Below are 24695 nucleotides of genomic sequence, written 5' to 3'. Positions count from 1 at the left end.
GAGGGACAAGAAGCGGACATCTCGCGCCAAAAGCTGACTGGTTCGCCATGGCTTGCGCCACCAATGCCCTGTCCTGACAGCTGGCCATCGCCCGAGGGGATCGTCCCTGGCGCGCGATGCGCCGTCATTCACCCCGCCATCTCAGCCTGTCGGCGAGGGCGCGCAGCGCGGGCGTCACCTGACGGCTGGGATAATAGAGAAACAGGCCGGGGCTGACGGGGCAATAAGCGTCGAGCACCTGGATCAGCCGCCCCTCGGCAATGTCCTGCGCCACGTCACTCTCCCACATATAGCCCAGCGCCGCGCCCGCCCTGACGGTGGCAGCGGCCACAGTCTCATCATTGACGATCAACTGGCCGCCGAGGCGGCAGCGGATGTCGCGGCCTTCCCGCGTGAACTCCCATGGCAGCAGCCCGCCGCCGACCAGCCGGTAATTGGCGCAATTATGGCTTTCCAGCTCCTCCGGGACGGTGGGAGGCGGATGGAGCGAGAAATAGCCCGGCGTGCCGACCACCACCGTGCGCATATCCGGGCCGACGCGGAGCGCGACCATATCGCGCTCGACATTGTCACCCAGCCGGATGCCGGCATCATAGCCTTCCGCGACCAGATCGACCAACCGGCTGTCGACATTCACCTCGACAGAGACCTCGGGGTGATCGCGCAGGAACTGCGGCAGCCTGTTGGCCAGAACCATGCGGGCCGCCGAGGAGAAGGTGGTCAGCCGAAGGTGGCCGGATGGTTCGCCGCGCCAGTCGGCCAGCGCGGAAAGGCCGCGTGCCACTTCCTCCAGCGCCGGATCGAGCGAGCGCAGCAACCGCTCTCCCGCCGGAGTGGGGGCCACGCTGCGGGTGGTGCGCGCCAGCAGCCGGACGCCAAGGCGCTGCTCCAGCCCCCGCATGGCATGGCTGAGCGCCGAGGGTGAGAGGCCCAGCTCGGCGGCGGCGCGGGTGAAGCTGCGGGCGCGGGCCACGGCGGCGAAGGCTGCCAGATCGTCCAACTCGCCACGCTTCATTGCTGCATATCCTTCACAAGCCCTTGCGGCCCAAAGGGCCTAATCGCCCGGGTTCATCGCCGCTATCTTGACGCGGATATAGCAGGAGATGCAGCAATGAGCCTCACCAATTACCGCAGCCTTGGTCGCTCCGGGCTGGTCGTCAGCCCGCTTGCACTTGGCACCATGACCTTCGGAGCCGGGCGATGGGGCGCCGATGAAGCAAGGTCCCGCGCGATCTTCGATGCCTATGTCGAGGCCGGCGGCAATTTCCTCGATACCGCCGATGTCTATTCGGGCGGTGAGAGCGAGGCGATGCTGGGCCGCTTTCTGGCCGAGCGCGGCGCGCGCGACCGGCTGGTGATCGCGACCAAATCCGGCTTTCCCCGCCGTCAGGATACGCCGCTGGCCGGGGGCAATGGCGCGCGCAACATCCGCGACGGGATCGAGGGATCACTGCGGCGGCTGGGCACCGATTTCATCGACCTCTACTGGACGCATGTGTGGGACCGCACCACGCCGCCCGAGGAGGTGCTGCGGGCGTTGAGCGATGCGGTGCGCCGGGGGGACATCCTCTATTACGGCTTTTCGAATGCGCCCGCATGGTATGTGGCGCAGATCGCCACGCTGGCACGGGCGCATGGCCTGCCGCAGCCGATCGGGCTGCAATATTCCTATTCGCTGATCGATCGCGGCGTTGAACTGGACCTCGTTCCGGCGGGGAATGCGCTGGGACTGGGGCTGGTGGCGTGGAGCCCGCTGGCCGCCGGGATGCTGACCGGCAAATATGGCCGGGAGAAACTCGCCGATGCGGGGCCTGCGGGCAGCCTGCCCAACCGCTCGGCACAGACGCTTGAGGGTGGCAGCGATGGCCGGTTGAACGGCGACAATCCCTATGGCGGTATGCTGTTCACCGAAGGCAACTTTGCCATTGCGGATGTGCTCAGGACGGTGGCGGCGGAGATCGGGCGTCCGATGGCGCAGGTTGCTCTGGCATGGCTGGCGGGCCGGCCGGGCCTGTCGTCCGTGCTGATCGGCGCGAGCCGGGCGGAGCAGGTGGAGGAGAACATCGCCTCGCTCGATATCGTGATCTCGCCCGAGCAACAGGCGCGCCTTGACGCTGCCGGTGCCTTGCCCATGCTCAACCCCTATTTCATCTTCGACCTGCCGCGCGACCGCATCTTTGGCGGGAACACGGTGGAGCCTTGGGTATCAACCGGAGCCTGATGCCGGGGCCCCAAGAACCAGCGGTTCGCTATGGATGGCCGCCATGGTCAGGCGCTGCGCAAGACCCTGGACAGGCCATCGACGGAATAGGGCTTGTGCAGAAGCGCGAAGCCGTGCCCCGTATCGTCGGCCAGAACATGGCTGTAGCCGCTGGTGAGGATGATGGTCAGATCCGGCCAGCGGCGGCGGATTTCCCCGCCCAGTTCCACCCCGTTCATGCCGGGCATGATCACGTCGGAAAAGACGATGTCGATGTTGGCGTGATCCTCTTCGAGGATGGCGAGCGCGTCGCCGGCATTGCAGGCCCGCCGCGTCATGAAGCCGAGATCTGTCAGCAGATGGGAGGCAAACTCCCCGACCTGGGCATTGTCTTCCACGATCAGGACGCTGGCCTGCGTGGCGGCAAGCGGCTCGTCCGGTGAGGAGCCGCCCAGAGCCACCGTGGCTTCCGCGCGAGGCAGGTAGAGGCTGAAGGTCGATCCTTCGCCAAGGCGGCTGTCCACATCGATCTCGCCGCCCGACTGCTTGATGAAGCCATAGACCTGGCTGAGGCCGAGGCCGGTGCCCTTGCCCACCTCCTTGGTGGTGAAGAAAGGTTCGAAGATGCGGTCGATCTGGTCGAGCGGCATGCCCGAGCCATTGTCGCTGACCGAAACCCTCACGAAGTTTCCCGTCGCGGGTTTGCGCCCACCGCGTGCCGGGATCGATCCGGCGGCCTCGATCGCGATGGTGATGCGCCCTTCCCCGTTCATCGCGTCGCGGGCATTGACCGCCAGATTGACCAGCGCGGTCTCGAACTGGCTGGTATCGACCTCGACACAGCAGGCCGGGCAGATCGGATCGACGGTCAGATCGATCCGCGAGCCCACCACCGTGCGCAGCATATCGGCAACCGTGGCGACCTTGAGCGCGGCATTGAACACCTCCGGCTTGAGCGCCTGACGGCGGGCGAAAGCCAGAAGCTGGCCGGTCAGCCGTGCTGCCCGGTCGGAGGTGTCCATGATGGCGTCGATGTAGCGCTTCTGCTTGTCACGCGGCAGTTCGCGGCGGGCCAGCAGTTCGGCGGAGGAGCGGATGATCGTCAGCAGATTGTTGAAATCATGCGCGACGCCGCCCGTCAGCTGGCCGATCGCCTCCATCTTCTGGAGCTGGCGCAGCTGATCCTCGGTGGCCAGCAGCTCGCGTGAGCGTTCCTCGACCCGAACCTCCAGCGTTTCGTTCAGGCGGCGCAGCTCTTCCTCGGCGATCGTGCGTTCCAGCAGATCGGCGGCCTGCCGGGCCACAATATCGAGCATGCGCAGATCGCGCTGCGAGGGCTGATGTGGCTGGCACCAATGGGTCGAGATCATGCCCAGCAGCTTGCCCCGGCGTGAGAGCAGGGGCGTGGTCTGGGCCGAACGAATCCCGGCCGCGCGGAAGGCTTCCAGATCGGGCGTGCCGGCAATGTCGGCCCATGCCTCGAAATCGGGGATGATGGCCCGCTGCCCCAGCTTGAGTGCCAGCGTGCAGCTGCTGTAGGCCGCCGGGCTGACCCATTGCCAGAAGGCGACAGCCTTGGGCGGCAGGCCGCGATGTGCCAGCATCTGCAACTCACCGCCGTGACCGGAGGGATCGCCTGCGGGGCACAGCAGCTGCATCGTCCCGAATTGCGAGCCGGTGATCGTCACCGCCGCCTCGACGATCTTGCCATAAAGTTCGAAACGGTCCTGCTCGCCGATCAGGGCCACGCTGATCCGGTGCAGCAGGTCGATGTCGGAAAGCTCACCGGAGTCCTTATCGGACAGATCGGTGATTGGCAGCACCTGAGTGCTGTGTGATGCGTGGACCATGGCGCTCGTTTCCCTTCCGGCACGGCGACAGCTGGCGTACCCCGTAAAAGCGATAATCCCCTGGGCCATGCAAGGTTCCGGGGAAAGGGGATACTCATCACATTTACGGATGGAATCCCGCCCATCAATCCACCAGCCGGTGCATCAGATGGACCAGCTTGCCATGATCATAGGGTTTGGGGATGAAAACCCCGCCGGCAGGCAGAGGGACCTCTCCGGGCGCGAGTTCGCCGGAGGTGACAATCACATCGATCAGCGGCCAGCGATCATGCACCAGCCCGGCCAGCCGCATGCCGTCGATCCTGCCGGGCATCTTCACATCGGTGAACACCAGCCTGATGTCAGGGCGGGTTTTCAGCACGGCCAGCGCCGTTTCCGCATCGGGCACCTCCAGCGCCGTCAGACCACTGTCCTTGACCATCTCGACCGCTGCCATCCGCAGGATCGGTTCATCCTCGACAACAAGGACCACAGGGGGGGCTGATGCCATCGTCTCGCTCCATGCCGTTCCATCCGGGCCGACGATGCCGCGCAGGCGGCGTCCACGGCCCCTGTGGAGATGAAGCGCTTGAGGAGGCCGCCTGTTCCAGCCAAAGCTGTGGATCGCCAGAACAACCGTGGATTTTGCGGGGCTTGCCGGTGATCAGGCGGTGTCAGGCCCAAGATAGGAGGGGGGCAGGGGGACGGTGCTCAGGACCAGCTTCTGCACCGCGACATTGTCGTCGAGGCGCCACAAGGTCACCACATGCTTGCCAGCCGCCATGGGGCCAAGATCGGCCGTCAGGCGCACAATGTTATCCTCGACCGCCTGCGCCCAGCGTTTCTGGCCCGGTGTTTTCTGTCCCCCGCCGGTCGCTTCGAGGTCTGCTGTAAGGATTTGCATCGGCCTGTCATCGACAGAAACCCCGATCCGGACGCCGCCCTCGCCCAGCGTGTCGAGCGTCGGCGTGGTGAACAGTGTGAGAGATGCCGGGCCGGGGGTGTCCACGATCATGTCATAGTCCAGGCGAACGCCATCCTTCCCGGTCGTGGCGCCCTGACCTTGTGGCAGAGCAAGCACCGCACCGGCTGTTCGCCCGAGGTGCGGGATGACCGTCCAGCGCAGGTTCGGCCCATGGTGGGCGCGATCGAAGCTTCCCGCGTCCCGCGCCACGATACCGGGCTGACGCAACGCGGGCGTTACAAAGGCGGGCTTTGTGTGGCGCTGGTCATCCGGCGTGTCGGCGCCGACGCGCATGATGCTTGGCATCGTCTGCTGGGTCGGGTCGTTCCAGGTGACATAGTTCATATGCACCTGATTCATCATCCCATCCCACTTGCCGCCATGGATCGTGTGATAGCGCTCGGTCAGGGCGCGGTCGCGCGCGAAGGCCGTCTCGACTTCGTTGGCGAAATAATTGGCGCGCGGATCGTTGGTTGTCGCCAGCGCGCGGTTCCAGGCCGTGGCGTAATAGAGCCGGTAAAGATTGGCCATGGCAGAGACGGGAAACTCCACCAGCTGGTAATAGGCATCCATCTGGTCCGGGCGAAGTCTGTCACGCACGGCCAGCATGCGCGCTTCCAGCTCGTCCCACGCGTCCACGATCTGTCCGAATTCGCCGCCGTCCAGCGCCTCTGCGGTCGCTTTGCCGATGGGGAAGCTGTCCTGATCGATCAGTTCGGGCTTTCGCCGTGCGGCGAATTGGCTGTAGGCCGTGATGATCCGGGCGATGGCATCGGCGTGATCGCGACCGAAAGTGGCCTCTGCCCAGTCTCGCGGATAGGCCTGCAGGGCCTGAGGCGTCATGGCCTCGGGATTCCAGGCCATGGCCAGAAAGAAGCCGAGCGGGAATTCCATGGGTTTGATGTCACCGACATTGGCGATCCAGATCTGCCGCGCGCCGCGCTGGTAGGCCAGATCCATCTGCTGCCAGGTCTTCTCGATCTGGTTGGTGTTGATCCATTTGTAATTGCGCGGCACGCCGACATAGTCGAAATGATAATAGATTCCGTATCCGCCCGAACGCGGCGGCGCACCCGGCTTGGGAAGACGGCGGATCTGCCCCCAATTGTCATCCGAAAACAGCAGCGTGACATCGTCCGGCACCTTCATGCCGTGATCATAGTAATCCTGAACTTCCTTATAGAGCGCCCACAATTGCGGCATCTCGCTGGCCGGCTTTCCGGTGACCTCGGCGATGATCCTGCGCTGATCGGTCACGATGCGCTCAAGCAGATCGGTGGCGGTGCCTTCGGCCATGGCCTCGTCGCCATCGCCGCGCATGCCCACCGTGACAAGGGATTCATAAGCCTCCCCATGGCCCTTGGAGACCATGCGCTCGATGCCGCCGCGCCAGAAACGGCGCAGATTGTCGGCGTTTCTGGCATAGTCCCAGGGGCCGCCGGTGACGCCAAGCTCCTGATTGCGGTGCCATTCGGACTGAGCCCGCAGCATCGGCTCATGATGGGAGTTGCCCATCACCACACCCATCCTGTCGGCGATCACCATGTTCTGCGGGTCATCGGCAGCGAAAGCCTTGGGCGCCCACATGGCGGGCCAGAGATAATTGCCCTTCATGCGCAGAAGAAGTTCGAAGACATGCACATACATGGCAGAATTGATGCCGCCGAATGCCTTCTTGGCCCAGCCGCTGAAGCATGGGTCTTCATCATTGATGAAGAAACCGCGATAGCGCACCTTCGGACCATCAAGATGGGGATGCCTTGAGACGAAGACATTCTGTCTGAACGGCACCGGCACATCGGCAAACCAGTGCCATGGCGAAACGCCGACATGCTGGCACAAATCGTAAAGGGCAAAAGCTGCGCCCCGGCGGTCCGAGCCGATGATGACGAGGGCTTCGGACACGCCCGGATAAGGCCGTTCGACGACCAGCCGCAGATGGCTTTCCCATTGCCCTTTGAGGCGCGACACATCGATCCGCCGCGCTGCAACCAGAGCGTCAAGGGCAGGACTTTGCCCAAGCACGCCGACCATCAGGATCGGGCCGCCGGCCTGCCGTGGGTCAGCACGCCATGGGGGCGATGTGCTGCAGCTGCGCTTGATATCGCTGGCGAGGCATTGCGCCGCGTAACGCACGGCGGAGTTGGCGCTGTCTTCCACGACGATGGTTGCCGGAACGCCCGCCGCGATGAGGGGGAAGTCGGCAGCCTTGCCCGATCCGGCGCCCCATGCGAGGGCCGGAACCACAGGCAGCAGGGCACTTGTGCTGGCAACGCCCGAGAGCAGCTGCCTGCGCGACAGTCGATAGAAAGGCCTCATCCTCAGCGCTCACCCATGTCTTTTTTGATAGCGCTATCATTGCAGTGTTTGTGGAGGCTGGCAAGGCGGATTGTGCCTTGCCGGTTGCGCGGAAAGCCACAATCCCAAAGCGGCGGGGCTGCTATGGTTGCGATCACATTGGCGCGAGTCTGGCTAAGCGACCGGCCTTCAGGCTGGGCTCATGCCTCCGCAATGCGCAGGAGCAAGGCGCGCAGCCAGGTCAGGGCCGGATCAGACCGGTGCCGCCCATGCCAGATCATGGCCAGGCTGATCATCTGTGAGCGGGCCGCCGGCATCAGGATCAGGATATCTTCGCGCAATTTCTCTCGCTCCGCGATGCGGCGGGGCACGCAGGCCACGGCATCGGTCCGGGCGATGATCGCCGCTGCGGTTTGCGAGTCATAGACGGTGGCCGGTGCATGCTCGACCGGCTGCGGGTCCCATTCCACGAATTGATCCGGTGAGGGCGCGGCCTCGCCATCGGGCGATCGCGGGGTCAGAAAGGGGCGCTGGGTGGCGATCCGGATGCGGGGGGCGCGCAGGACAAGCGCAGGGTCGGGCTTGCCGCTGGCCAGCGGGTTGGTGCGTGCCGCAATCCAGACCATATCGTCATCGAACAGGGGCTCGATCACGAAACGCGAGGGCAAAGTCTGCACCGCGCCAAGCGCGAGGTCGATGATGCCCCGGTCCAGCATGGCCGCGCCATCCTCGATCAGCGGCACGACCCGCAGGCTGATCTGGGGCGCCTCATGCCGCAACTGCTCGACCAGCCCGGGCACGATCAGCCGGCAAAAATAGGCCCCGGCAGCCAGTGTGAAGCTGCGCACCGCCGTGGCGGGCGTGAAGCGGGCCGGGGCCAGCGCATCGCGCAATTGCTGCAGGCTGACGCTGATCCCGGGTGCGATCTGCTCGGCCCTTGCCGATGGCTGCAAGCCGCGCGGTCCACGCACGAACAGCGGATCGTCCAGCATCCGTCGCAACCGGCCCAGCGCATGGCTCACCGCCGATTGGGTCAGCCCCAGACGCTGCGCCACCCTCGTCACCGAGCGCAGCTCCATCAAGGCATCGAAGACGCGCAGCAGATTGAGATCGAGGTCCGACATGAATTCTGTTCATGATTAAGCTGATGAATGATCATTCGATTTATGACGCCATGGCTTTAGAGCGCAAGGACAGATTGAAGCGCCGCGACATACGGAAGCCATGACAGTGGAACGGGGATTGCAAGACCATACGAAGGATCAGCCCGCCGCAACGCGACGCCAGCGTCTGCGGGCTCCGCTGCTGGCGGCAGGGGTGGTGGCCGCGCTGGCCGCCTCGCTCTTTTTCTACCTGCATGGCGGGCGCTATGAGAGCACCGACAACGCCTATTTCCAGACCGGTCTGGTGTCGGTGGCCGCCAATGTGAGCGGCCCGGTGGTGGCTGTCGAGGTGCATGACAACCAGCGTGTCCGGCAGGGGCAGGTGCTGTTCCGTATCGATCCCGCGCCCTATCAGGCCGCCGTGGATGAGGCGGAGGCCAATCTGGCCGATGCCCGCACGCAGGTGGCGGCACTGCGCGCCAATTACGGGCAGGGCGAGGCTGAACTGGGCGCGGCGCGCAACCGGCTCGATTATGCGGTTCGTGAAGCGGCGCGCCAGAAACAGCTGATGACCGAAGGCATTTCCTCTCAGGCGCAGTATGACCGTGCCTTGCTGGAGGCGCAGACCGCGCGGCAGGGCATCGAAACCAGCAGCAAGAAAAACGCCGGGATCGCCGCGGCGCTGTCAGGCGATGTGACCGTGCCCACCGATCGCCAGCCTTCCGTGATGCGGGCCCGGGCGCAGCTGGACCGGGCGAAGCTCAATCTGGGCTATACGGTGGTGCGCGCCGCGCAGGATGGCATCGTCACCAAGGTCAATCAGCTGCAGCCGGGAGACAATGTGACGGCGGCGAAGCCCGTCTTCTCGCTGGCCGGGGCGCATATCTGGGTCGAGGCGAATTTCAAGGAAAACCAGCTCGATCATATGCGGATCGGGCAGAGCGCCAGCTTCTCCATCGATGCCTTCCCCGGCCTGCATCTCACCGGCCATCTGCGCAGTTTCAGCCCCGGCACCGGCAACAGCTTTGCCCTGCTGCCCCCCGAAAACGCCACCGGCAATTGGGTGAAGGTGGTGCAGCGCCTGCCGGTCGAGTTCGAGATCGACAATCTCCCCGCCGATGTGCCGCTGCATGCCGGGCTCAGCGTCGATGTCACGGTGGATACCGGCTTTCGCCGCCATCTGTGGGGCGCGGGCACGCAGGCGCAATGACCACGGCTGAGGCCTCTTATCCCGAGCCGGGCATCCGGCGGCTGATCACCGTTTCGGTGATGGCCGCCACGGTGATGAACTCGCTCGACAGCACCATCGCCAATGTCGCGCTGCCGCATATTCAGGGCAGCGTGGCCGCCTCGGCGGATGAGATCAGCTGGGTGCTGACCTCCTATATCGTCGCGGCGGCGATCTGCACGCCGCTGACCGGCTGGCTGGCCGGGCGCTTCGGGCGGCGGCGGCTGATGCTGTGGTCGATCGTCGGCTTCACGGTGGCCTCGGGCCTGTGCGGGCTGGCCTCGACTTTGGGGCAGATCGTCGGCTTTCGCCTGCTTCAGGGCGTGTTCGGCGCCGCGCTGGTGCCGATGAGCCAGGCCATTCTGCTCGACATCAATCCGCCCGAACGACACGGCCCGGCCATGTCGGTCTGGGCGATGGGGGCGGTGCTCGGGCCGATCGTGGGCCCCGCGCTGGGCGGCTGGCTGACCGACAATATGGACTGGCGCTGGGTGTTCTTCATCAACCTGCCGATCGGCGCGATGGCCTTTCTGGGACTCAGCCTGTTCCTGAACGACACGCGGGCGGCAGCCAGCAGCCGGCTGGATCTCTTCGGTTTTGCCATGCTGGCGCTGGCGCTCGGCTCGCTTCAGCTGATGCTGGACCGCGGCCAGACCAAGGACTGGTTCAGCTCGCTGGAAATCTGCATCGAGGGCGGCAGCACGCTGGTCTTCGGCTATCTCTTCGTGGTGCATACGCTGACGGCGCGGCAGCCCTTCATCGATCTGGGTCTGTTTGCCGATGTCAATTTCACGCTGGGCAGCCTGTTCGGGTTCGTGCTGGGCGTGCTGATCTTCTCGGTGCTGGCGCTGCTGCCGCCGATGCTGGAGGGGCTGATGGGTTATCCTGTCGTGCTTACCGGGCTGGTCACGGCGCCGCGCGGGGTGGGGTCCTTCCTCTCGATGACGCTGGCGGGCATGTTGATCAAGCGGATGGACCCGCGCCTGATGATCCTGCTGGGCTTTCTTCTGGCGGCCTCCTCGATGTATGCGATGGCCGGCTTTTCGCTGGGGATGGACGCCAGGCTGATGATCGGCTCGGGCTTTGTGCAGGGGCTGGGCACGGGGATGATCTTCGTGCCGCTCTCCACCATCGCCTTTGGCACGCTGCCGCCGCGCTATCGCAATGAGGGTGCGGCGATGTTCACGCTGATCCGCAACATCGGTTCGGCCATCGGCATTTCGGTGCTTCAGGCCATGACGATCCGCAACACCGCCACCGTCCACGCCCGCCTGACCGAGGCGGTGAGGCCCGACAATCCGCTGCTGGCGAGCGCCGCGCCGGGCTTCGATTTCGACGTGCCCGCGCAGGTCGCGCGGATGAATGCGGCGATCACGCGGCAGGCGTCGATGGTCGGCTATATCGATGCCTTCTGGTTCCTCTTTCTCGTCACGCTGGCGGTGATCCCGCTGCTGCTCTTCCTGCGCAAGCCGCAGCCCAGAGCCGCAAACCGTGACGAAGCCCCCTTGCATCTGGACTGATATGCGCCTGCCTTGCCTCCTTCTGCTGACCGCCGCGCTTGCGGGCTGCACCGTCGGCCCTGATTTTCAACGCCCGGCCCCGCCGGCAGCGGCGTCCTACACGCCCCCCGCCGAACAGCAGCCCGCATCCCCCGGCCAGCCGCTGGCGGTGCTGGGTGAGGGGCCCCAGGCAGGCTGGTGGCATGCCTTTGGCTCGCCCGAGATGGATGCGCTGGTCGATCGGGCGCTGGCGCATAACCGCAGCCTTGAGGCCAGCGATGCCACGCTTTCCGCCGCCCGGCAGGATGTGCGCGCCATCGCCGGAAAGCGGGCGCCGCAGGTGGATGCCAGCGTCCGTTTCGATCAGGAGCAGGTCAATCTGGCGGCTTTCGGCTTCAACGCCGCCGCGCTGGGCGCCTCGGGCAATCCATCGTTCCAGCTCTATTCGGTGGGCGGCGGGATCAGCTATGATCTGGATCTGTTTGGCGGGCTGCGCCGTCAGGTCGAGCAGGCGGCCGCTCAGGCCGAGGCGCAACAGCGGCGGACCGAGGCGGCTCACCTCATTCTGGCCGGGCAGGTGGTCAATCAGGTGCTGGGCATTGCGACGATCCGCGCGCGCCTCGCGGTGCAGCAGGCAATTCTGGAGGATGACGCCCGCAACCTCGACCTCACCCGCAAGCGCCAGCAGGGCGGCGAGGGGACGCTGGTCGAGGTGCTCAACGTGCAGAGCCAGCTGACGGCGGATCGCACCGCTCTGCCCGCTCTGGATCAGCAACTGGCCGAGGCGCGGCATCTGCTGGCCATTCTGGTGGGTGTGGCCCCCGCTGAGCTGGGCCCGGTCGAGGTCGATCTGGACCGGATGACCTTGCCTTCTGCCTTGCCGGTCACGCTGCCCTCCGGGCTGGTGCATAAGCGGCCCGATATCCTCCAGTCAGAGGCCGATCTCCACGCCGCCACCGCCGCCATCGGCGTGGCGACCGCGCGGCTCTATCCCGAAATCACGCTGGGCGCGACGCTGACTCAGGCCACGCCCGGCATCGGCAACCTCTTCGAGAACGCCTTCCGTGGTTACGATGTCTTTGCCGGACTTTCCGCGCCGATCTTCCATGGCGGTACGCTCAAAGCCCAGCGCGCCGCCGCCGTGGACCGTGCCCATGCCGCCAATGCCACCTATCAGCACACCGTGTTGACCGCCTTTGGTCAGGTCGCCGATCTGCTGAGCGCGCTCCAGACCGATGCCCGGACGGTGGCGATGCAGCACGAGGCCGAAACGGTGGCGCGCCATTCGCTGCAGCTTTCGCGCCGCAGCTTTGAGGTGGGCAACAGCGGCATTCTGCAGGTGCTGGATTCCGAGCGGCTCTATCAGCGGGCCAGCGCTGATCTGGTGATGGCTCGTTCGGCGCAATATATCAATGTCGCGCGGCTCTATGTCGCCACGGCGGGCGGATGGGCGCGATAGGGATAGAGCGCAAGTTTCAGGCTGTGGCATCTTGCAACACAGTTAAAAGAAACCATCCAGAGCCCAGCGTGAAATACGTGACCTCATCTGATTCACAATGACTTCGTCCTTGTGAAATCGATGCCAATATAACCGTATTGGCCCTTCCCGTGATAATTTAATAATCTTGAGCGATGTTTCTTGGCTGCTATAGTCCAGCCATAAGAAAGAGAGGACTGCGAAGGCAGAGCAATCGACGTGGTTATTCCTGCTTCAGGAGGTCATATGCAACTTCGCCGCATGATCCGATCCCTTGTCTTCCTTGCACTGTCCTTACCTCTCCTTGCCTCATCCGCCCTTGCCGGAGATTTGCCCAAGCTCGGCGCGGCGCCGGACAAGGTGTCGATTTCGGGCCTGTCGTCGGGCGGCTTCATGGCGGTTCAGTATGATGTCGTCTATTCAGCCGACACGATGGGCGTGGGCGTTGTCGCAGGCGGCCCCTTCGCCTGCGATGCGATCTATCTTGGCAATTTCGCCTTCTGCATGCAGGGCATGCCCAGCGGCACACTGGCCTATGCCACGGCGCAAATGTGGAGCGCGGCGGGCACCATCGATCCCGTCTCCAATCTGACAAGGCATAAGGTCTATCTGTTCAGCGGAACCAGCGATACAGTCGTCAAGCAGACCGTGATGGATGCGGTGCACAGCTTCTATCAAGCGGCCAAAGTGCCCGGCGCCAACCTGATCTATGAGAACAAGAGCGATGCCGGCCATGCTTTCATCTCGGATCACGCCACGGCGGAATGTACGGTCAGCCAGGCCCCCTATGTCAATGAGTGCAAGGTCAAAGGCAGTCTCTATGACCAGCCGGGGGCCATTCTGAGCCAGATTTACGGCCCGCTCCAGCCCAGGGCGGTGACACTCTCCGCCCAGCCGGTGGCCTTTGACCAGACGCCCTTCCTGCCGCCGTTGAGCGGGCTGGCGTCGACCGGCTATGCCTATATTCCCGCAAGCTGCCAGACCGCCGGATCGAACTGCGGGGTGCATGTCGTGTTTCACGGCTGCCTGCAGAGCGCCGAGGTGCCGGGTGTGGGGGATGCCGTCTATGGTCGGCTCGGCTACAATGAATGGGCGGATACGAACCATATCATCATGCTCTATCCCCAGATCGACACCCATTATGCGCTGAACCCCAACGGTTGCTGGGACTGGACCGGCTATACGGGCCCGGCCTTCGCAACCCATTACGGCCTGCAGCTTTCCGCCGTTCATGCCATGGTCCAGCGCCTCACCAGCCAATAGGTTACGGTGAGGCGATCAGGATTGCCCGATGGGGCGATGCGTCAGGGGCATGTGGGGCAGACAGTCCCACATGCCTCGCGGCCCGGCTTCGGGATTCCGGCAACATCTGAAGGCGCTGGTTGCCCCACCGGCACAGACACTCAGAAAATCGCCTTGGGCGTTCCGTTCTGCTCCGTGACGTGACTGCATTGTTGCGTGACCGGATCGCCATTTCTGTCGGCATCGACTCTGGTCAGCTTGAGGCTGGCGCGATCCAGTGACCATTTTGCCTCCCGGTCCGCGAAGGTCAGCGTCCCGGATGTAAGCTGGGCCGGCATGTCCCTGAGCGTATAGACTCCCGAATGAGCGATAAGCGCGGTGACACTTTTGGTCTCGGGATGGGCCCTGATGGAGATCACCTCTGGCGCCCCATGGCTGGTTGCCGCACATGCCAGGAACATAGGCACGGCCTCCTGCGGGTTCGGGGCGGCCGAAGCCGGCGTGGCGGTCGCAATCAAAAGGATGGCGATGGGGCGGCGCATGTCACATCTCCTGAAGTTTCCCGCTTGGGCCTGATCTGGCTCCCGGATCGTCATAGAATGACCTTGAGGATCTGCTCCCGCTCCGGCCCGTGCCAGTCCAGCGTTGCATGGAACAGGGCCTGCTGCACCGCGCAGCGATCCGCATTGATCTTCACATCCTGCATGGATGTTTCGACCCGCTGACGGCCAAGACCGGTGATTGCGATCACCCGGCCCATGATGGCGCCCGGGATGGTCACGCGGATGGTGCCGGGAGGAGGCGCCTTGGCCGAAAGCTTCCCGGCCTGTGCCAGTCGGTCGGCCAGTTGCTGCTGGTGTTCAAGCAAGGGTTTGGGCCAGACCATTGCGGCGGGCAGCACATTCTGGCGCAGGAAGCGGGTGCAGGCATCGCCGCCCATCTGGCGGGTGAGGCCGATCAGCGCCAGATGGGTTCTGGCCTGATCGTCCAGCCCGGGGCCGCCCGCGTCACGCATCGCGTCATCGATGCGGTTGCGCACTTCGTGATCGATCAGCCGGGCGGCGCTGGCATCAAGCTTCGCCGGATCAAGCTGCTGCCTGCCCTCCCGGTCGATCCAGGAGGCAAGGTCAGGCTGCACCCGGCTCAGCGCGTCCAGCGTCATGCCGGAGCCGAAGGTGAGGGCGATCGCCTTGTTCAGGGCCAGCGTTTCCTCCACGCTGTGCGTTGGCGTGATGGGCGGGGCCGGTGTGCCGTCATCGTGGTTGAGGGCGATCAGCACGCGGATCAGCACCAGACACCCGAAAGCGAGCCAGTTGAGCCGCAACCGCAAGCGGCGGCGCGTCGCCATGCTCCTGTCCCAGGAGCCCACACGCTGGGCATCGAGCAGGCTTTCCAGCTCGGGATAGCGGCTGCGGATCAGCATCAAAAGGTCGCGGATCTCGCGCTTGCGCGGAAGAAGGGCCGGGGGCAGATGGCGCAGCGCCCCCGCCGGACCGGGGCGCGACAGCTCTCGCCATGCCTTATGGAAGGGATGCGACGGCAATTGCACATCGCGCTGGAACAGATAGCCCGCCAGCCGCTCATTGAGAAAGGCGACATCGCGGCTTTCGCCCAGTTGCCCGGCCAGCCGGGTCCAGCCCAGCGCCTCCGCCGTCTCTTCCAGCAGCGGCGCGCAACGCGGCCAGCTGGCCGAGAACAGACTGGCCAGCCAGATTTCGGTGCCCTCCCGCTGATCGAGCCGGCCATGGGCGGCTTGCGCGAGCAGAGCCCGCAGGCAGGCGCGCGCTTCGGCCTCATCCTCTTCGGAAAGGGGCTGATCCTTCGGGTCGATCAGCAGGCTGCGCAGGCGGACTTCCGGGCGCTGCACCGGGTGGCTCGCTTCGCCCTGATCCAGCACCGGCACCGCGAACACCGGCCCGGGCGGTAGCGCCGGTTCGCTGCCATGGGCCGATGAAGCCCGGCAATCGGGGGCCAGACGGATCGGGGCATCGGCCTGCCAGACGGGCAGAGGCACGCAGACGCGGCCAGCGGCCTCGGCCTCATGGCCCGTCAGCAGAGGCGCGGTGTGATGCGTCTCCGGCGGCACGACGGGGTCGGTGACCGGCGCATCGTCAGGCTCCTGATCGGGCTCGGGCAGCGGGGTTTCGGCCTGCGGGGGCTGGCGTTTGGCCTGCTGCAGCGCATGGTCGCGGGCCTGGCGCAGGCGGGCGTAGGCGTCCGGATCGAGGTCCGGGTCCATCGCCCTGAGCCTTGCGGCATAGGCCTTGCGGATGGCACCGGCATCGGCGGTAGGCAGGATGCCCAGATCGTACCAGGGAAAGGCCTGGCTCACAGGATCGGCTGCTCGTCCAGCATGTCCAGCGCGGCGGTCAGGCTCTCGCGCGCCTCGGCAATGCGTCTTGGCTCCTGCGAGGCCAGCGCGTTGGAGAAATAGGAGATCCACTGCCCGATCATGGCGCGCTGCTCGCCGATAAACTCCTCATAGAACCTTTCGGCGCGGGCCATCAGCGCCACATGCTCAGCCGCCTCCCGCGGGTGGAATTTGAGGCGGGCCAGCGCCTCGCGGCGCTTGTCGATCTCCTGCTGGCTGGGCCGGTCCTCCTCGTCGAGGATCACCAGATTATGGGTAAGGCCGGTTTCGGCAACGGTGACATCCACCTCCAGCAAGCCGCTGCTGTCATAGCTGAAGCGCACCTCGATGCCGACCTCTCCCGCCGGGCGGGGCGGCACTGGAATATCGAGCGATCCCAGCTGGATGTTATCCGCCACGCGCCGCGATTCCCCCTGAAACACCCCCAGCGAGAAGCGCTTCTGCTGATCCGACAGTGTGTGATAGCTTTTGACGCGGCTGACCGGCACGGGCGTGTTGCGCTCGATGATCGGCGAGAACAGGCCCTGTTGCAACCCGCCATGGCCATCGCGTTCGGCCACATCGATGCCCAGCGTATAGGGGCAGACATCGGTGAGGCGGATTTCGTCCAGCGCGCTGTCCCGCGCCAGCAGACCGGCCTGCATCGCCGCGCCCAGCGCCACGGCATGGTCGGGATGGACGGTGCTGTTGGGGAAGCGCCCGAACATGCGCGTGATCGCCCGCCGCACGATCGGCATGCGGGTGGCCCCGCCCACCAGCACGATCTCGCTCAGGCTGGCCAGATCGACCTCGCTGTCACGCAGGGAGCGGATCACCGGATCGCGCAGCCGGGCCAGCAGGGTCTCACAGGCCTCTTCCAGATCGGTCTCGGTGACCCGGGCCGACAGGCGCTCATCGTCCAGAGTCAGGGCGAAATCGGCCTCAGCATTGTGCGAAAGCTGGCGGCGGGCTCTTTCGGCGGCGCGCGCCAGCAGGGCCTCGCGCTGTTCGGGCGGGCATTGCCCCAGCCGCCCCAGCGGATCGAGCCTGCCCAGCACCGCCTGCGCCAGCGCGGCGTTGAAATCATCGCCGCCCAGACGGTTGTCGCCCGAGGATGCGCGCACCTCGACAATGCCGTCGAAGAGTTCGACGATCGAGACATCGAAGGTGCCGCCGCCCAGATCGAAGACCAGAAAGGGCTCGTGATCCTGCCTGTCGCTCAGGCCAAAGGCCAGCGCTGCTGCCGTGGGCTCGTTGATCAGCCGCCGCACGTCCAGCCCGGCCAGCTCGCCCGCGCGGCGGGTGGCCTTGCGCTGGCGGTCGTTGAAATAGGCGGGCACGGTGATCACCGCCTCACGCGGGGCCTCGCCGGTCAGGGCCTGCACATCGTCGCGCAGCGCGCGCAGGATCAGGGCGGAGAGGTCTTCGGCCTTGTAATCCTTGCCGCGCAGCCTTGTCACGCGGGAGGTGCCCATCAGCCGCTTGAAGCTGGCGGCGGTGTTGGCCGGATCGCTGCTCATCCGGTCGAGCGCGGGGGTGCCGACATGGACCATGCCCTCGCCATCGATGCTGATCGCGGAAGGGGTGAGCAGCTCGCCCAGAGCGTTGGGCACCAGCTGCGCCTGGCCATCCCGCCACAGCGCGACGGCGCTGTTCGTCGTTCCCAAATCGATGCCGATCAGCATGTTATTCTTGTCCGGTGCCATGGAGCCAGCGTTTGGGGCAAATGCATTTGATGTTTCAAAGGCATTGTCAAATCAAATACCGGGCCACATCAAAGCAGCCGGGACCGGCACGGGGGAGGCGGGAAGAACGGCAGCCTGAATTCTGCCGCTTCCCTTATGGCTCTTCGAGGATGGCCGCGCCCCATGGCTCCAGCTCGACCGGAGCACCTTTGGCGACGGCATGGCCGGACAGCAACTCCTGCGCGGCTGCCGGAGCCGCATAGCGCGCCGGGCTGGCCGAATAATTCAGCACATAGCGGACATGATGCCCGTTCTTCAGCACGCCGCCGCGCACGATCAACGGGAAACGCGCGCTTTCTTCCTGAGCCACACCGGCATCCTCCAGCGTGTCCTTCAGCAGAGCCGCCATCATCTCGGCGCCGGGCATGAAGCCGACATAGGTGACATCGCCCTTGCCCCAACTGTTGCGTGTGACGGCGGCATAGGCGGGCCATGAGGGGTGGTGATAGCGTGCCAGCACGCGGGCGGTGGTCGGCTCCAGAAACTCCATCCACCAGCGCACGGTGTTGGCCTTGTCGCCCACCTTGAAGGGATCGCCCTCAAGGCTCACCCCCTGAGGCGCGGCGAATTGCGAATAATGCACGCCTGCAGCCTCGGCGATGGCGCCGGGCTGGTCGGCATAGCGCACCTTCACATTTTCGTCCGAAAAGCCGCTCTTGAAGCTGTAGAGCAGATGGCCGCCTGCCCTGGCGTAATCGTTAAGCCGCCCGATCTCGGCATCGCTGGCGGCATAAAGCGCGGGCACCACCACCAGATTGTACTTGGCCAAAGGCGTCGGCGTGGAGGGCGTGATAAAATCCACCTCCACATTCATGCGGTACAGCGCATCGTAATAGCCGCGCATCACATCATTGTAGGCGATCGACTGGCCATCGGCCTTGGGCTTGAAGCTGTCGAAGGCGGTCAGCGCATTGTTGCTGACATAGATCGCCACCTTGTTGCGCTTGGTCAGATTGGCCAGCTTGGGCCCCAGCCGCGCCAGATCGGCGCCAATGGTCATGGCTTCGCGATAGGTGGCATTGGGCTTGAAATCCTGCGAAAGCAGCCCGCGCCAATAGGTCTCGATGGCGTTGGCCGTGGTGCCCCAATGCCAATATTCCACCATGTTCGCGCCCGAGGCCAGATGGCTGAAAGCCTGAAGCCGCAACTGCCCGGGATAGGGTGTCCATTCCGGAAAGCCCTGAGCGGTGGTCTCCAGCACCAGATAGTTCTGGCCATATTTGATCGAGCGGGCCAGATCGCCGCCCAGCGCGATTTCGTTGCCGGTCAGCAGGCTCTGGCCGGGGTGATAGATGTCGATCCCCGCCACATCGAGCGCTCTGGCCGCATCCCAATGATTGACCTCGGTCTGGATGCCATAGGACGAACCGCGCCAGTCGAGATCGAAATTCTGGGTCATGAACTGGGTCTTGCGGGCATGGGCGCGTACCAGATCGGCCTGCCAGGCCAGATAGTCGGTTACCAGCCCGCGCTGGAATTCGGCAAAAGCGGCGGACAGGCTGGCGTTGATCGAACCGTTGGTGGAAGGAAAATCCTCCCAGCGGTTGATGCGGTTGCTCCAGTAATTGAGGCCATAGGCCTTGTTGAGCGCATCGAGATCGCCGTGGAATTTCGCCTTCATATGCTCGACAAAGGCGGCCTGCACATTGGGGCCGCTGGTGCCATAGGCCTTGGTCTCATTGTCGAGCTGATAGCCGATGACCGCCGGATTGTCCTTCACATGGTCGACCAGCGCGATGATCGCGCGCCGAGCGGCGGCGCGGAACTCCGGGTTGGTGATGTCCATGTTCTGGCGGCGGCCATATTGCCCGGGGCCCTGAGGGGTAATCGCCAGCACATCGGGATGTTCGCGCGCCAGCCATGTCGGCACGGCATAGGTGGGCGTGCCGACAATCACCTTGATCCCGGCCTTGTCCATGGCGGTAAGCACGCGGTCGATATGATGGAAGTCGAAGGTGCCGGGCTGGGGTTCCATCGTGCCCCAGGTGGATTCGGCGATGCGGACCACGGTGATATGGGCCGCTTTCATCATCCGCACGTCTTCATCGAGCCGGTCGGCGGGGGCGTATTCGTCGTAATAGGCGGCGCCGAACAGGATGGTGTCAGGCCAGTGAAATCCGGTTGCCGAGGGCGCGGGGGCGGCTGTCGCCGCCGGAGCCATCAGGGCCATGGCGCTGGACAGGAGACCGGCGCAGAAGGCTTTTTCAGGAAAAGACAATGCCATGGCAGACCAGCACCCCTCGCTTTTTTGATGTATTGCTTGGAGTAATGCGTGTCTGGGATGATAGCAATGTCCGACCCTGGATGACCAGAAATCAAGGGCATGATCTCTCTTTATGGCGCCGGATGAGCCATCTTTTCGATGATGTCTGGTTATACTTTTCAGCGCTGTGGCTGGTGCCTTATCTGGCCATATGCCGACAACGCCTCCCCGCACGCCGACCCTCCTTGAGCCCATGCTTTGGAAAGGGCTTACACAAAGGGCGCAAGCGTGGTTTACCCCGGGCTGTGACGACGCAACCCCTTCTCTCCCTTGCCGATCTGCGCAAGAGCCTGCCCAACGGGCGCGTGCTGTTCGATGGCCTGTCCCTGCATGTCGCGCCGGGCGAGGTGGTGGCGATCATGGGGGAATCGGGCGTCGGCAAATCCACGCTGCTCAATCTGGCGGCGGGGCTCGATGTGCCCGATGCCGGACAGGTGCTGCTGGAGGGCACCGATCTGGCCGCGCTGGATGAGGATGCCCGCGCCGCCCTGCGCAGCCGGATGATCGGCTTTGTGTTTCAAGCCTTTCATATCCTGCCGCATCTCACTTTGGGGCAGAATGTCGCTTTGCCGCTGGCCCTGCTGCGCGAAGATCCCGCGCAGAACATGGCCCGGGCGGCGCAGCTTCTGGCCTCGGTCGGGCTCGAGGGGCGGGCTGCGGATTATCCGGCGGCGCTTTCGGGCGGAGAGCTGCAGCGCGTGGCGATCGCCCGCGCGCTGATCCACCGCCCCGCGCTGATTCTGGCTGACGAACCCACCGGCAACCTCGACCCCGAGACCGCCGCGCGCGTGCTGGCCCTGCTGGTGGCGCAACTGCGTGAGGCTGGCGCGGGCGCGCTGCTGGTCACCCATTCGGATGTGGCGGCGGCCTCGGCGGACCGCATCCTGCGCCTCACCTCTGCCGGACTGGTGCCGGGATGAAGCGCCTGCCCGCCGCGCGCGCCACGGTCATCCCGCGCTGGATGATCCTTGGCGAGTGGCGGGCGCATCCCTGGCGGATCGTCACGGCGGTGATGGCGATTGCCATCGGCGTGGCGCTGGGCTTTGCGGTGCATCTGGTCAATGCCTCGGCGCTTGATCGCTTTGCGCGCGGGCTGGCTTCGGTGAATGGCGGCGCGGATCTGCGCATTCAGGCCGCCGGAACTCAGGGCTTTGACGAGGCGCTTTATCCACGCCTCGCCCGCCTGCCGGGGATCGCCGGGGCCAGCCCGGTCGTGGTGCTGCGGGCCCGACTGGATGGCCGCCTGGTGGATGTGCTGGGCCTTGATGTGCTGCGCGCAGGCGTGGTGACACCCGCATTGCTGCCCCGCCCGGCGCAAGGCGATGAGAGCGCGGCCTTCGCGCCGGACTCGGTCTTTTTGCCGCAGGACTGGATGCCTCGCCACTCTGTTGGAGACCATGTGCCGCTGGTCGCCAATGGCCGGGAACAGCGCTTTCGCCTTGCGGGCACGCTTCCCGGCGTGAGCGGGCGGGCTTTGGCGGTGATCGATATCGCCGCCGCGCAGGACCGTTTCGGGCGTCTGGGCCGCCTCGACAGGATCGATCTCAAACTGGCGCCGGGCGCCGATACGGCGCGGGTGAGGGCGGCGATGGCCCCGATGCTGCCCGGCGATGCGGTGCTGGCCGATGCTCAGGACGATCAGAGCCGCAGCGATGCCCTGTCGCGCGCCTATCGCGTCAATCTCGATATGCTGGCTTTGGTGGCGCTGCTGACGGGCGGCTTTCTGGTCTATTCGGCGCAGGCCCTGTCGATTGCGCGGCGCAGGGCGCATTTCGCGCTGCTGCGGGTGATGGGGGCCTCGCGGCGCCTGCTGCTGGGGCAGTTGGTGGCCGAGGGGTTGTTGCTGGGCTGCGTCGGCGCGGCTTTGGGGATCGCTTTGGGGCTGCTGATCGCGATGGGCGTGCTGCATCTGGTGGGCGGCGATCTGGGCAGCGGCTATTTTTCCGGTGAGGGCGCTCCGGCGCTGCGCTTTACGCCCGGCGCGGCGCTGGGCTTCTCGCTGCTGGGGCTGGGGGCGGCGCTGGTCGGCAGTCTGGTGCCGGCATGGCATGTGTCGCGGATCGCGCCGGCGGTGGCGCTGCGCAATCCGGGCGATGCGGTCGATCCGGGGCACCGGCCGCGCATCATGCCTGCGCTGCTGCTGGCGCTGCTGGGCGCGGGCTGCGCCCTGCTGCCTGCCGTGGGCGGGATTGCCCTGTTCGGCTATGGCGCGATCGCCCTGCTGCTGACGGCAGGCATCATGGCCATGCCATGGCTGGCCCGCACGCTGCTGGCGCCTTTGGCGAGGCGGTCTTTCACCTCGCCGGCCGTGCAGCTGGCCATCGCGCGGCTGTGGGGCGCGCCCAGTCAGGCGGCGGTGGCGCTGTCGGGCATCGTGGCCAGCGTGGGGCTGATGATTGCCATGGCGGTGATGGTCGCCAGCTTTCGCAGCTCGGTCGAGACATGGCTGGACGCCATCCTGACCGCCGATATCTACGCCACCGCTCAGGGCGATACCCCTTTCGACCGCGCGGAGCAGGCCAGCCTGCTGCATCTGCCGGGCGTGGCCGCGATCACCTTCGGGGCGCAGCATCGCCTGACCCTCGCGCCCGATCGCCCGCCCCTCATGCTGGTGCTGCGCGATGGTCAGGATGCCCAACCCGCCACGCTGGCTCCCGCCTTGCCCGCACCACAGGGACGGCTGGCGGTGCGTCTGTCGGAACCGGCGGCACGGCTCTATCATCTGGCGCCGGGCGCCACGCTGGCCTTGCCTTTGGGGGCGCGGCGGGTTCCGGTGTTCGTGGCGGGCATCTATCGCGATTATGGCCGGCAGGATGGCACCATCGCGCTGGAGGGCGGCGCCTACACCAGCCTTACCGGAGACAGCGCCCGCGGCGAAGCCGCCGTGCATCTGGCCCCCGGTGCCGACCCTGCCGCCGTGATGCAGGCACTGCGCTCCGCCCTGCCGCCCGCTCTGGCGCAGGAGCTGGAGATCGTGCCGACGCGCGCGCTCAAGGCCCGCGCGCTGGCGATTTTCGACCGCAGTTTCGCCATCACCTATGGGCTGGAGATCATCGCCGTGCTGGTCGGGCTGGCGGGGGTGGCAGCCACCACCTCGGCCCAGACCATCGCGCGATCCCGCGAATTCGGCATGCTGCGCCATCTGGGCGTCACGCGGCGGCAAATCGTGGCGATGCTGGGGATGGAGGGCGCCTTGTTGGGGCTGGTCGGCGGTGTGGCGGGGGTGGCGCTGGGCTGCGTGCTGGCGCAGGTGCTGATCCATGTGGTCAATCCGCAATCCTTCAACTGGACGATGGAGACGCGCTTCCCTCTGGGGCTGCTGGCCGGGGTTGCGCTGGCACTTGTGGCGGCCTCCTCGCTGACGGCCATGATCGCCGGGCGCCGCGCCACCTCGCTCAATGCCGTGCGCGCGGTGAGGGAGGATTGGTGATGCGGCGGTGGATCGCCCTGCTGGCCATGATCGCGCTGATCGCGGCCTCGCCTGCGGACCGTCGCTTTGCCTCGGTGAAGCCCGGCGTGGCTTTGAGCTTCCCGCGCGATCACGGGGCCCATCCCGAGTATCGCACCGAATGGTGGTATCTCACCGGCTGGCTGGATGGGCCGGGCGGCAGGCATCGCGGTTTCCAGATCACCTTCTTCCGCTCGGCGACGGGGCTGGGGGGCGAGAGCCGCAGCGCCTTTGCCCCACGCCAGATCCTGCTGGCCCATGCCGCGCTGTCGGACCCGGCGCTGGGCCATCTGCTCCATGGCGAACGCATCGCGCGTGAGGGGCTGGGGCTGGCGCAGGCCTCACGCAGCGACACCGATGTGGTGCTGGACGACTGGCATCTGCGCCGCCTGCCGGATGGGCGTTTCGTGGCCCATGTGGCGGGGCAGGGTTTTGCGCTGGACCTCACCTTTCGCCCCGCCCAGCCCATCCTGCCCGAGGGCGATCATGGTTTCAGCCGCAAGGGGCCGGACGCGGGCGCGGCCAGCCGCTATTACAGCATGCCCCATCTGGCCGTGAGCGGAACGGTGAGCGAGCAGGGGCATGCGCAATCTGTCGGCGGTGAAGCCTGGCTCGACCGCGAATGGTCCTCCAGCTATCTGCCCGAGGGCGCCGTGGGCTGGGACTGGACAGGCCTCAATTTCGACGATGGCGGCGCCCTGATGGCCTTCCGCATCCGCCGCAAGGATGGCAGCGCGCTGTGGGCCGGGGGCAGCTATCGCGCGCCTGCGGGCCAGATCGCCGTGCTGGCGCCGCAGGATGTCAGCTTTACGGCGCGGCGGCATTGGCGGTCGGCGCGCACCGGGGGGCTCTATCCGGTCGATCCCGTGCTGCGCGTGCGGCTGCCCGGCGGACTGCGAGAACTGCCGATGGCGCCGCTGTTCGATGATCAGGAACTGGACGGGCGGGCCGCTGGCAGTCCGGTCTATTGGGAGGGCGCCGTCAGCGTGCCTAGCGGGCGTGGCTATCTCGAACTGACGGGCTATGCGAGCCAACTGCATTTGTGACAG

Annotated in this window: 17 protein-coding genes; 8 read left to right on the top strand and 9 right to left on the bottom strand. The window is 65.7% G+C overall.

Translation table 11 applies throughout. The features are described 5' to 3' along the window. Positions 1-124: 124 nt before the first annotated feature. A complete protein-coding gene (locus HGK27_RS22550) occupies positions 125-1015 on the bottom strand; it encodes a LysR substrate-binding domain-containing protein (protein ID WP_206245152.1) in 891 nt (296 codons plus the stop codon). A 96-nt stretch (positions 1016-1111) separates the two neighbouring features. Here HGK27_RS22550 and HGK27_RS22545 point away from each other — a divergent pair, with 96 nt between their 5' ends. Next, positions 1112-2221 (top strand): aldo/keto reductase, encoded by a 1110-nt coding sequence (locus tag HGK27_RS22545; protein WP_206245151.1) that lies wholly within the window; start codon positions 1112-1114, stop codon positions 2219-2221. A gap of 47 nt (positions 2222-2268) precedes the next feature. Here HGK27_RS22545 and HGK27_RS22540 read toward each other — a convergent pair whose 3' ends face one another. From HGK27_RS22540 to HGK27_RS22525, 4 genes are all read right to left on the bottom strand, one after another. Beyond that, positions 2269-4050 (bottom strand): GAF domain-containing hybrid sensor histidine kinase/response regulator, encoded by a 1782-nt coding sequence (locus HGK27_RS22540; RefSeq protein ID WP_206245150.1) that lies wholly within the window; start codon positions 4048-4050, stop codon positions 2269-2271. Positions 4051-4174: 124 nt separating this feature from the next. Next, positions 4175-4540, bottom strand: coding sequence for a response regulator (locus HGK27_RS22535; RefSeq protein ID WP_206245149.1), 366 nt, complete (start codon positions 4538-4540; stop codon positions 4175-4177). Positions 4541-4693: 153 nt separating this feature from the next. Then, a complete protein-coding gene (locus HGK27_RS22530; RefSeq protein WP_206245148.1) occupies positions 4694-7312 on the bottom strand; it encodes a glycosyl hydrolase 115 family protein in 2619 nt (872 codons plus the stop codon). Between the two features lie 179 nt (positions 7313-7491). Continuing rightward, a complete protein-coding gene (locus tag HGK27_RS22525) occupies positions 7492-8415 on the bottom strand; it encodes a LysR family transcriptional regulator (protein ID WP_206245147.1) in 924 nt (307 codons plus the stop codon). Between the two features lie 100 nt (positions 8416-8515). On the opposite strand from HGK27_RS22525, the gene HGK27_RS22520 reads away from it, so the two are divergent. The 4 genes from HGK27_RS22520 (at position 8516) to HGK27_RS22505 (ending at position 13861) form a co-directional block, all read left to right on the top strand. Then, positions 8516-9604: an HlyD family secretion protein gene (locus HGK27_RS22520; RefSeq protein ID WP_206245146.1), complete on the top strand. Its 1089-nt coding sequence runs from the start codon at positions 8516-8518 to the stop codon at positions 9602-9604. Next, a complete protein-coding gene (locus tag HGK27_RS22515) occupies positions 9601-11142 on the top strand; it encodes a DHA2 family efflux MFS transporter permease subunit (protein WP_206245145.1) in 1542 nt (513 codons plus the stop codon). Before HGK27_RS22520 ends, HGK27_RS22515 begins: the two co-directional genes overlap by 4 nt. Position 11143: 1 nt before the next feature. Further along, on the top strand, positions 11144-12580 hold the full coding sequence (locus tag HGK27_RS22510) for an efflux transporter outer membrane subunit (protein WP_206245144.1): 1437 nt from the start codon (positions 11144-11146) through the stop codon (positions 12578-12580). A gap of 264 nt (positions 12581-12844) precedes the next feature. Further along, a complete protein-coding gene (locus HGK27_RS22505; protein WP_206245143.1) occupies positions 12845-13861 on the top strand; it encodes an extracellular catalytic domain type 2 short-chain-length polyhydroxyalkanoate depolymerase in 1017 nt (338 codons plus the stop codon). 140 nt (positions 13862-14001) lie between these two features. On the opposite strand, the gene HGK27_RS22500 is transcribed toward HGK27_RS22505, so the two are convergent. From HGK27_RS22500 to HGK27_RS22485, 4 genes are all read right to left on the bottom strand, one after another. Further along, positions 14002-14382 carry a hypothetical protein gene (locus HGK27_RS22500; protein ID WP_206245142.1) on the bottom strand — a complete coding sequence of 127 codons (381 nt, stop codon included), beginning with the start codon at positions 14380-14382 and terminating at the stop codon, positions 14002-14004. A 50-nt stretch (positions 14383-14432) separates the two neighbouring features. Continuing rightward, complete coding sequence (locus tag HGK27_RS22495; protein ID WP_206245141.1) at positions 14433-16172, bottom strand: hypothetical protein; 1740 nt, start codon at positions 16170-16172, stop codon at positions 14433-14435. Then, positions 16169-17875: an Hsp70 family protein gene (locus HGK27_RS22490; protein ID WP_206245492.1), complete on the bottom strand. Its 1707-nt coding sequence runs from the start codon at positions 17873-17875 to the stop codon at positions 16169-16171. The genes HGK27_RS22495 and HGK27_RS22490 overlap by 4 nt, the downstream gene beginning before the upstream one ends. 154 nt (positions 17876-18029) lie before the next feature. Next, a complete protein-coding gene (locus HGK27_RS22485; RefSeq protein ID WP_407674698.1) occupies positions 18030-20159 on the bottom strand; it encodes a beta-galactosidase in 2130 nt (709 codons plus the stop codon). Positions 20160-20443: 284 nt separating this feature from the next. On the opposite strand from HGK27_RS22485, the gene HGK27_RS22480 reads away from it, so the two are divergent. The 3 genes from HGK27_RS22480 to HGK27_RS22470 are packed head-to-tail and all read left to right on the top strand — an operon-like array spanning position 20444 to position 24692. Further along, on the top strand, positions 20444-21118 hold the full coding sequence (locus HGK27_RS22480) for an ABC transporter ATP-binding protein (protein ID WP_241127746.1): 675 nt from the start codon (positions 20444-20446) through the stop codon (positions 21116-21118). Beyond that, positions 21115-23628 (top strand): FtsX-like permease family protein, encoded by a 2514-nt coding sequence (locus tag HGK27_RS22475; protein WP_206245139.1) that lies wholly within the window; start codon positions 21115-21117, stop codon positions 23626-23628. Before HGK27_RS22480 ends, HGK27_RS22475 begins: the two co-directional genes overlap by 4 nt. Further along, the gene (locus tag HGK27_RS22470; protein ID WP_206245138.1) at positions 23628-24692 is read left to right on the top strand and encodes a lipocalin-like domain-containing protein; all 1065 of its coding nucleotides are present in this window, start codon (positions 23628-23630) and stop codon (positions 24690-24692) included. Before HGK27_RS22475 ends, HGK27_RS22470 begins: the two co-directional genes overlap by 1 nt. Positions 24693-24695 lie beyond the last annotated feature (3 nt).

This window comes from Novosphingobium terrae (genome assembly GCF_017163935.1).
Classification (GTDB): Bacteria; Pseudomonadota; Alphaproteobacteria; order Sphingomonadales; family Sphingomonadaceae; genus Novosphingobium; species Novosphingobium terrae.
Note: the sequence above shows the minus strand (reverse complement) of the source record. Positions and strands in the feature narration are given on the sequence as shown.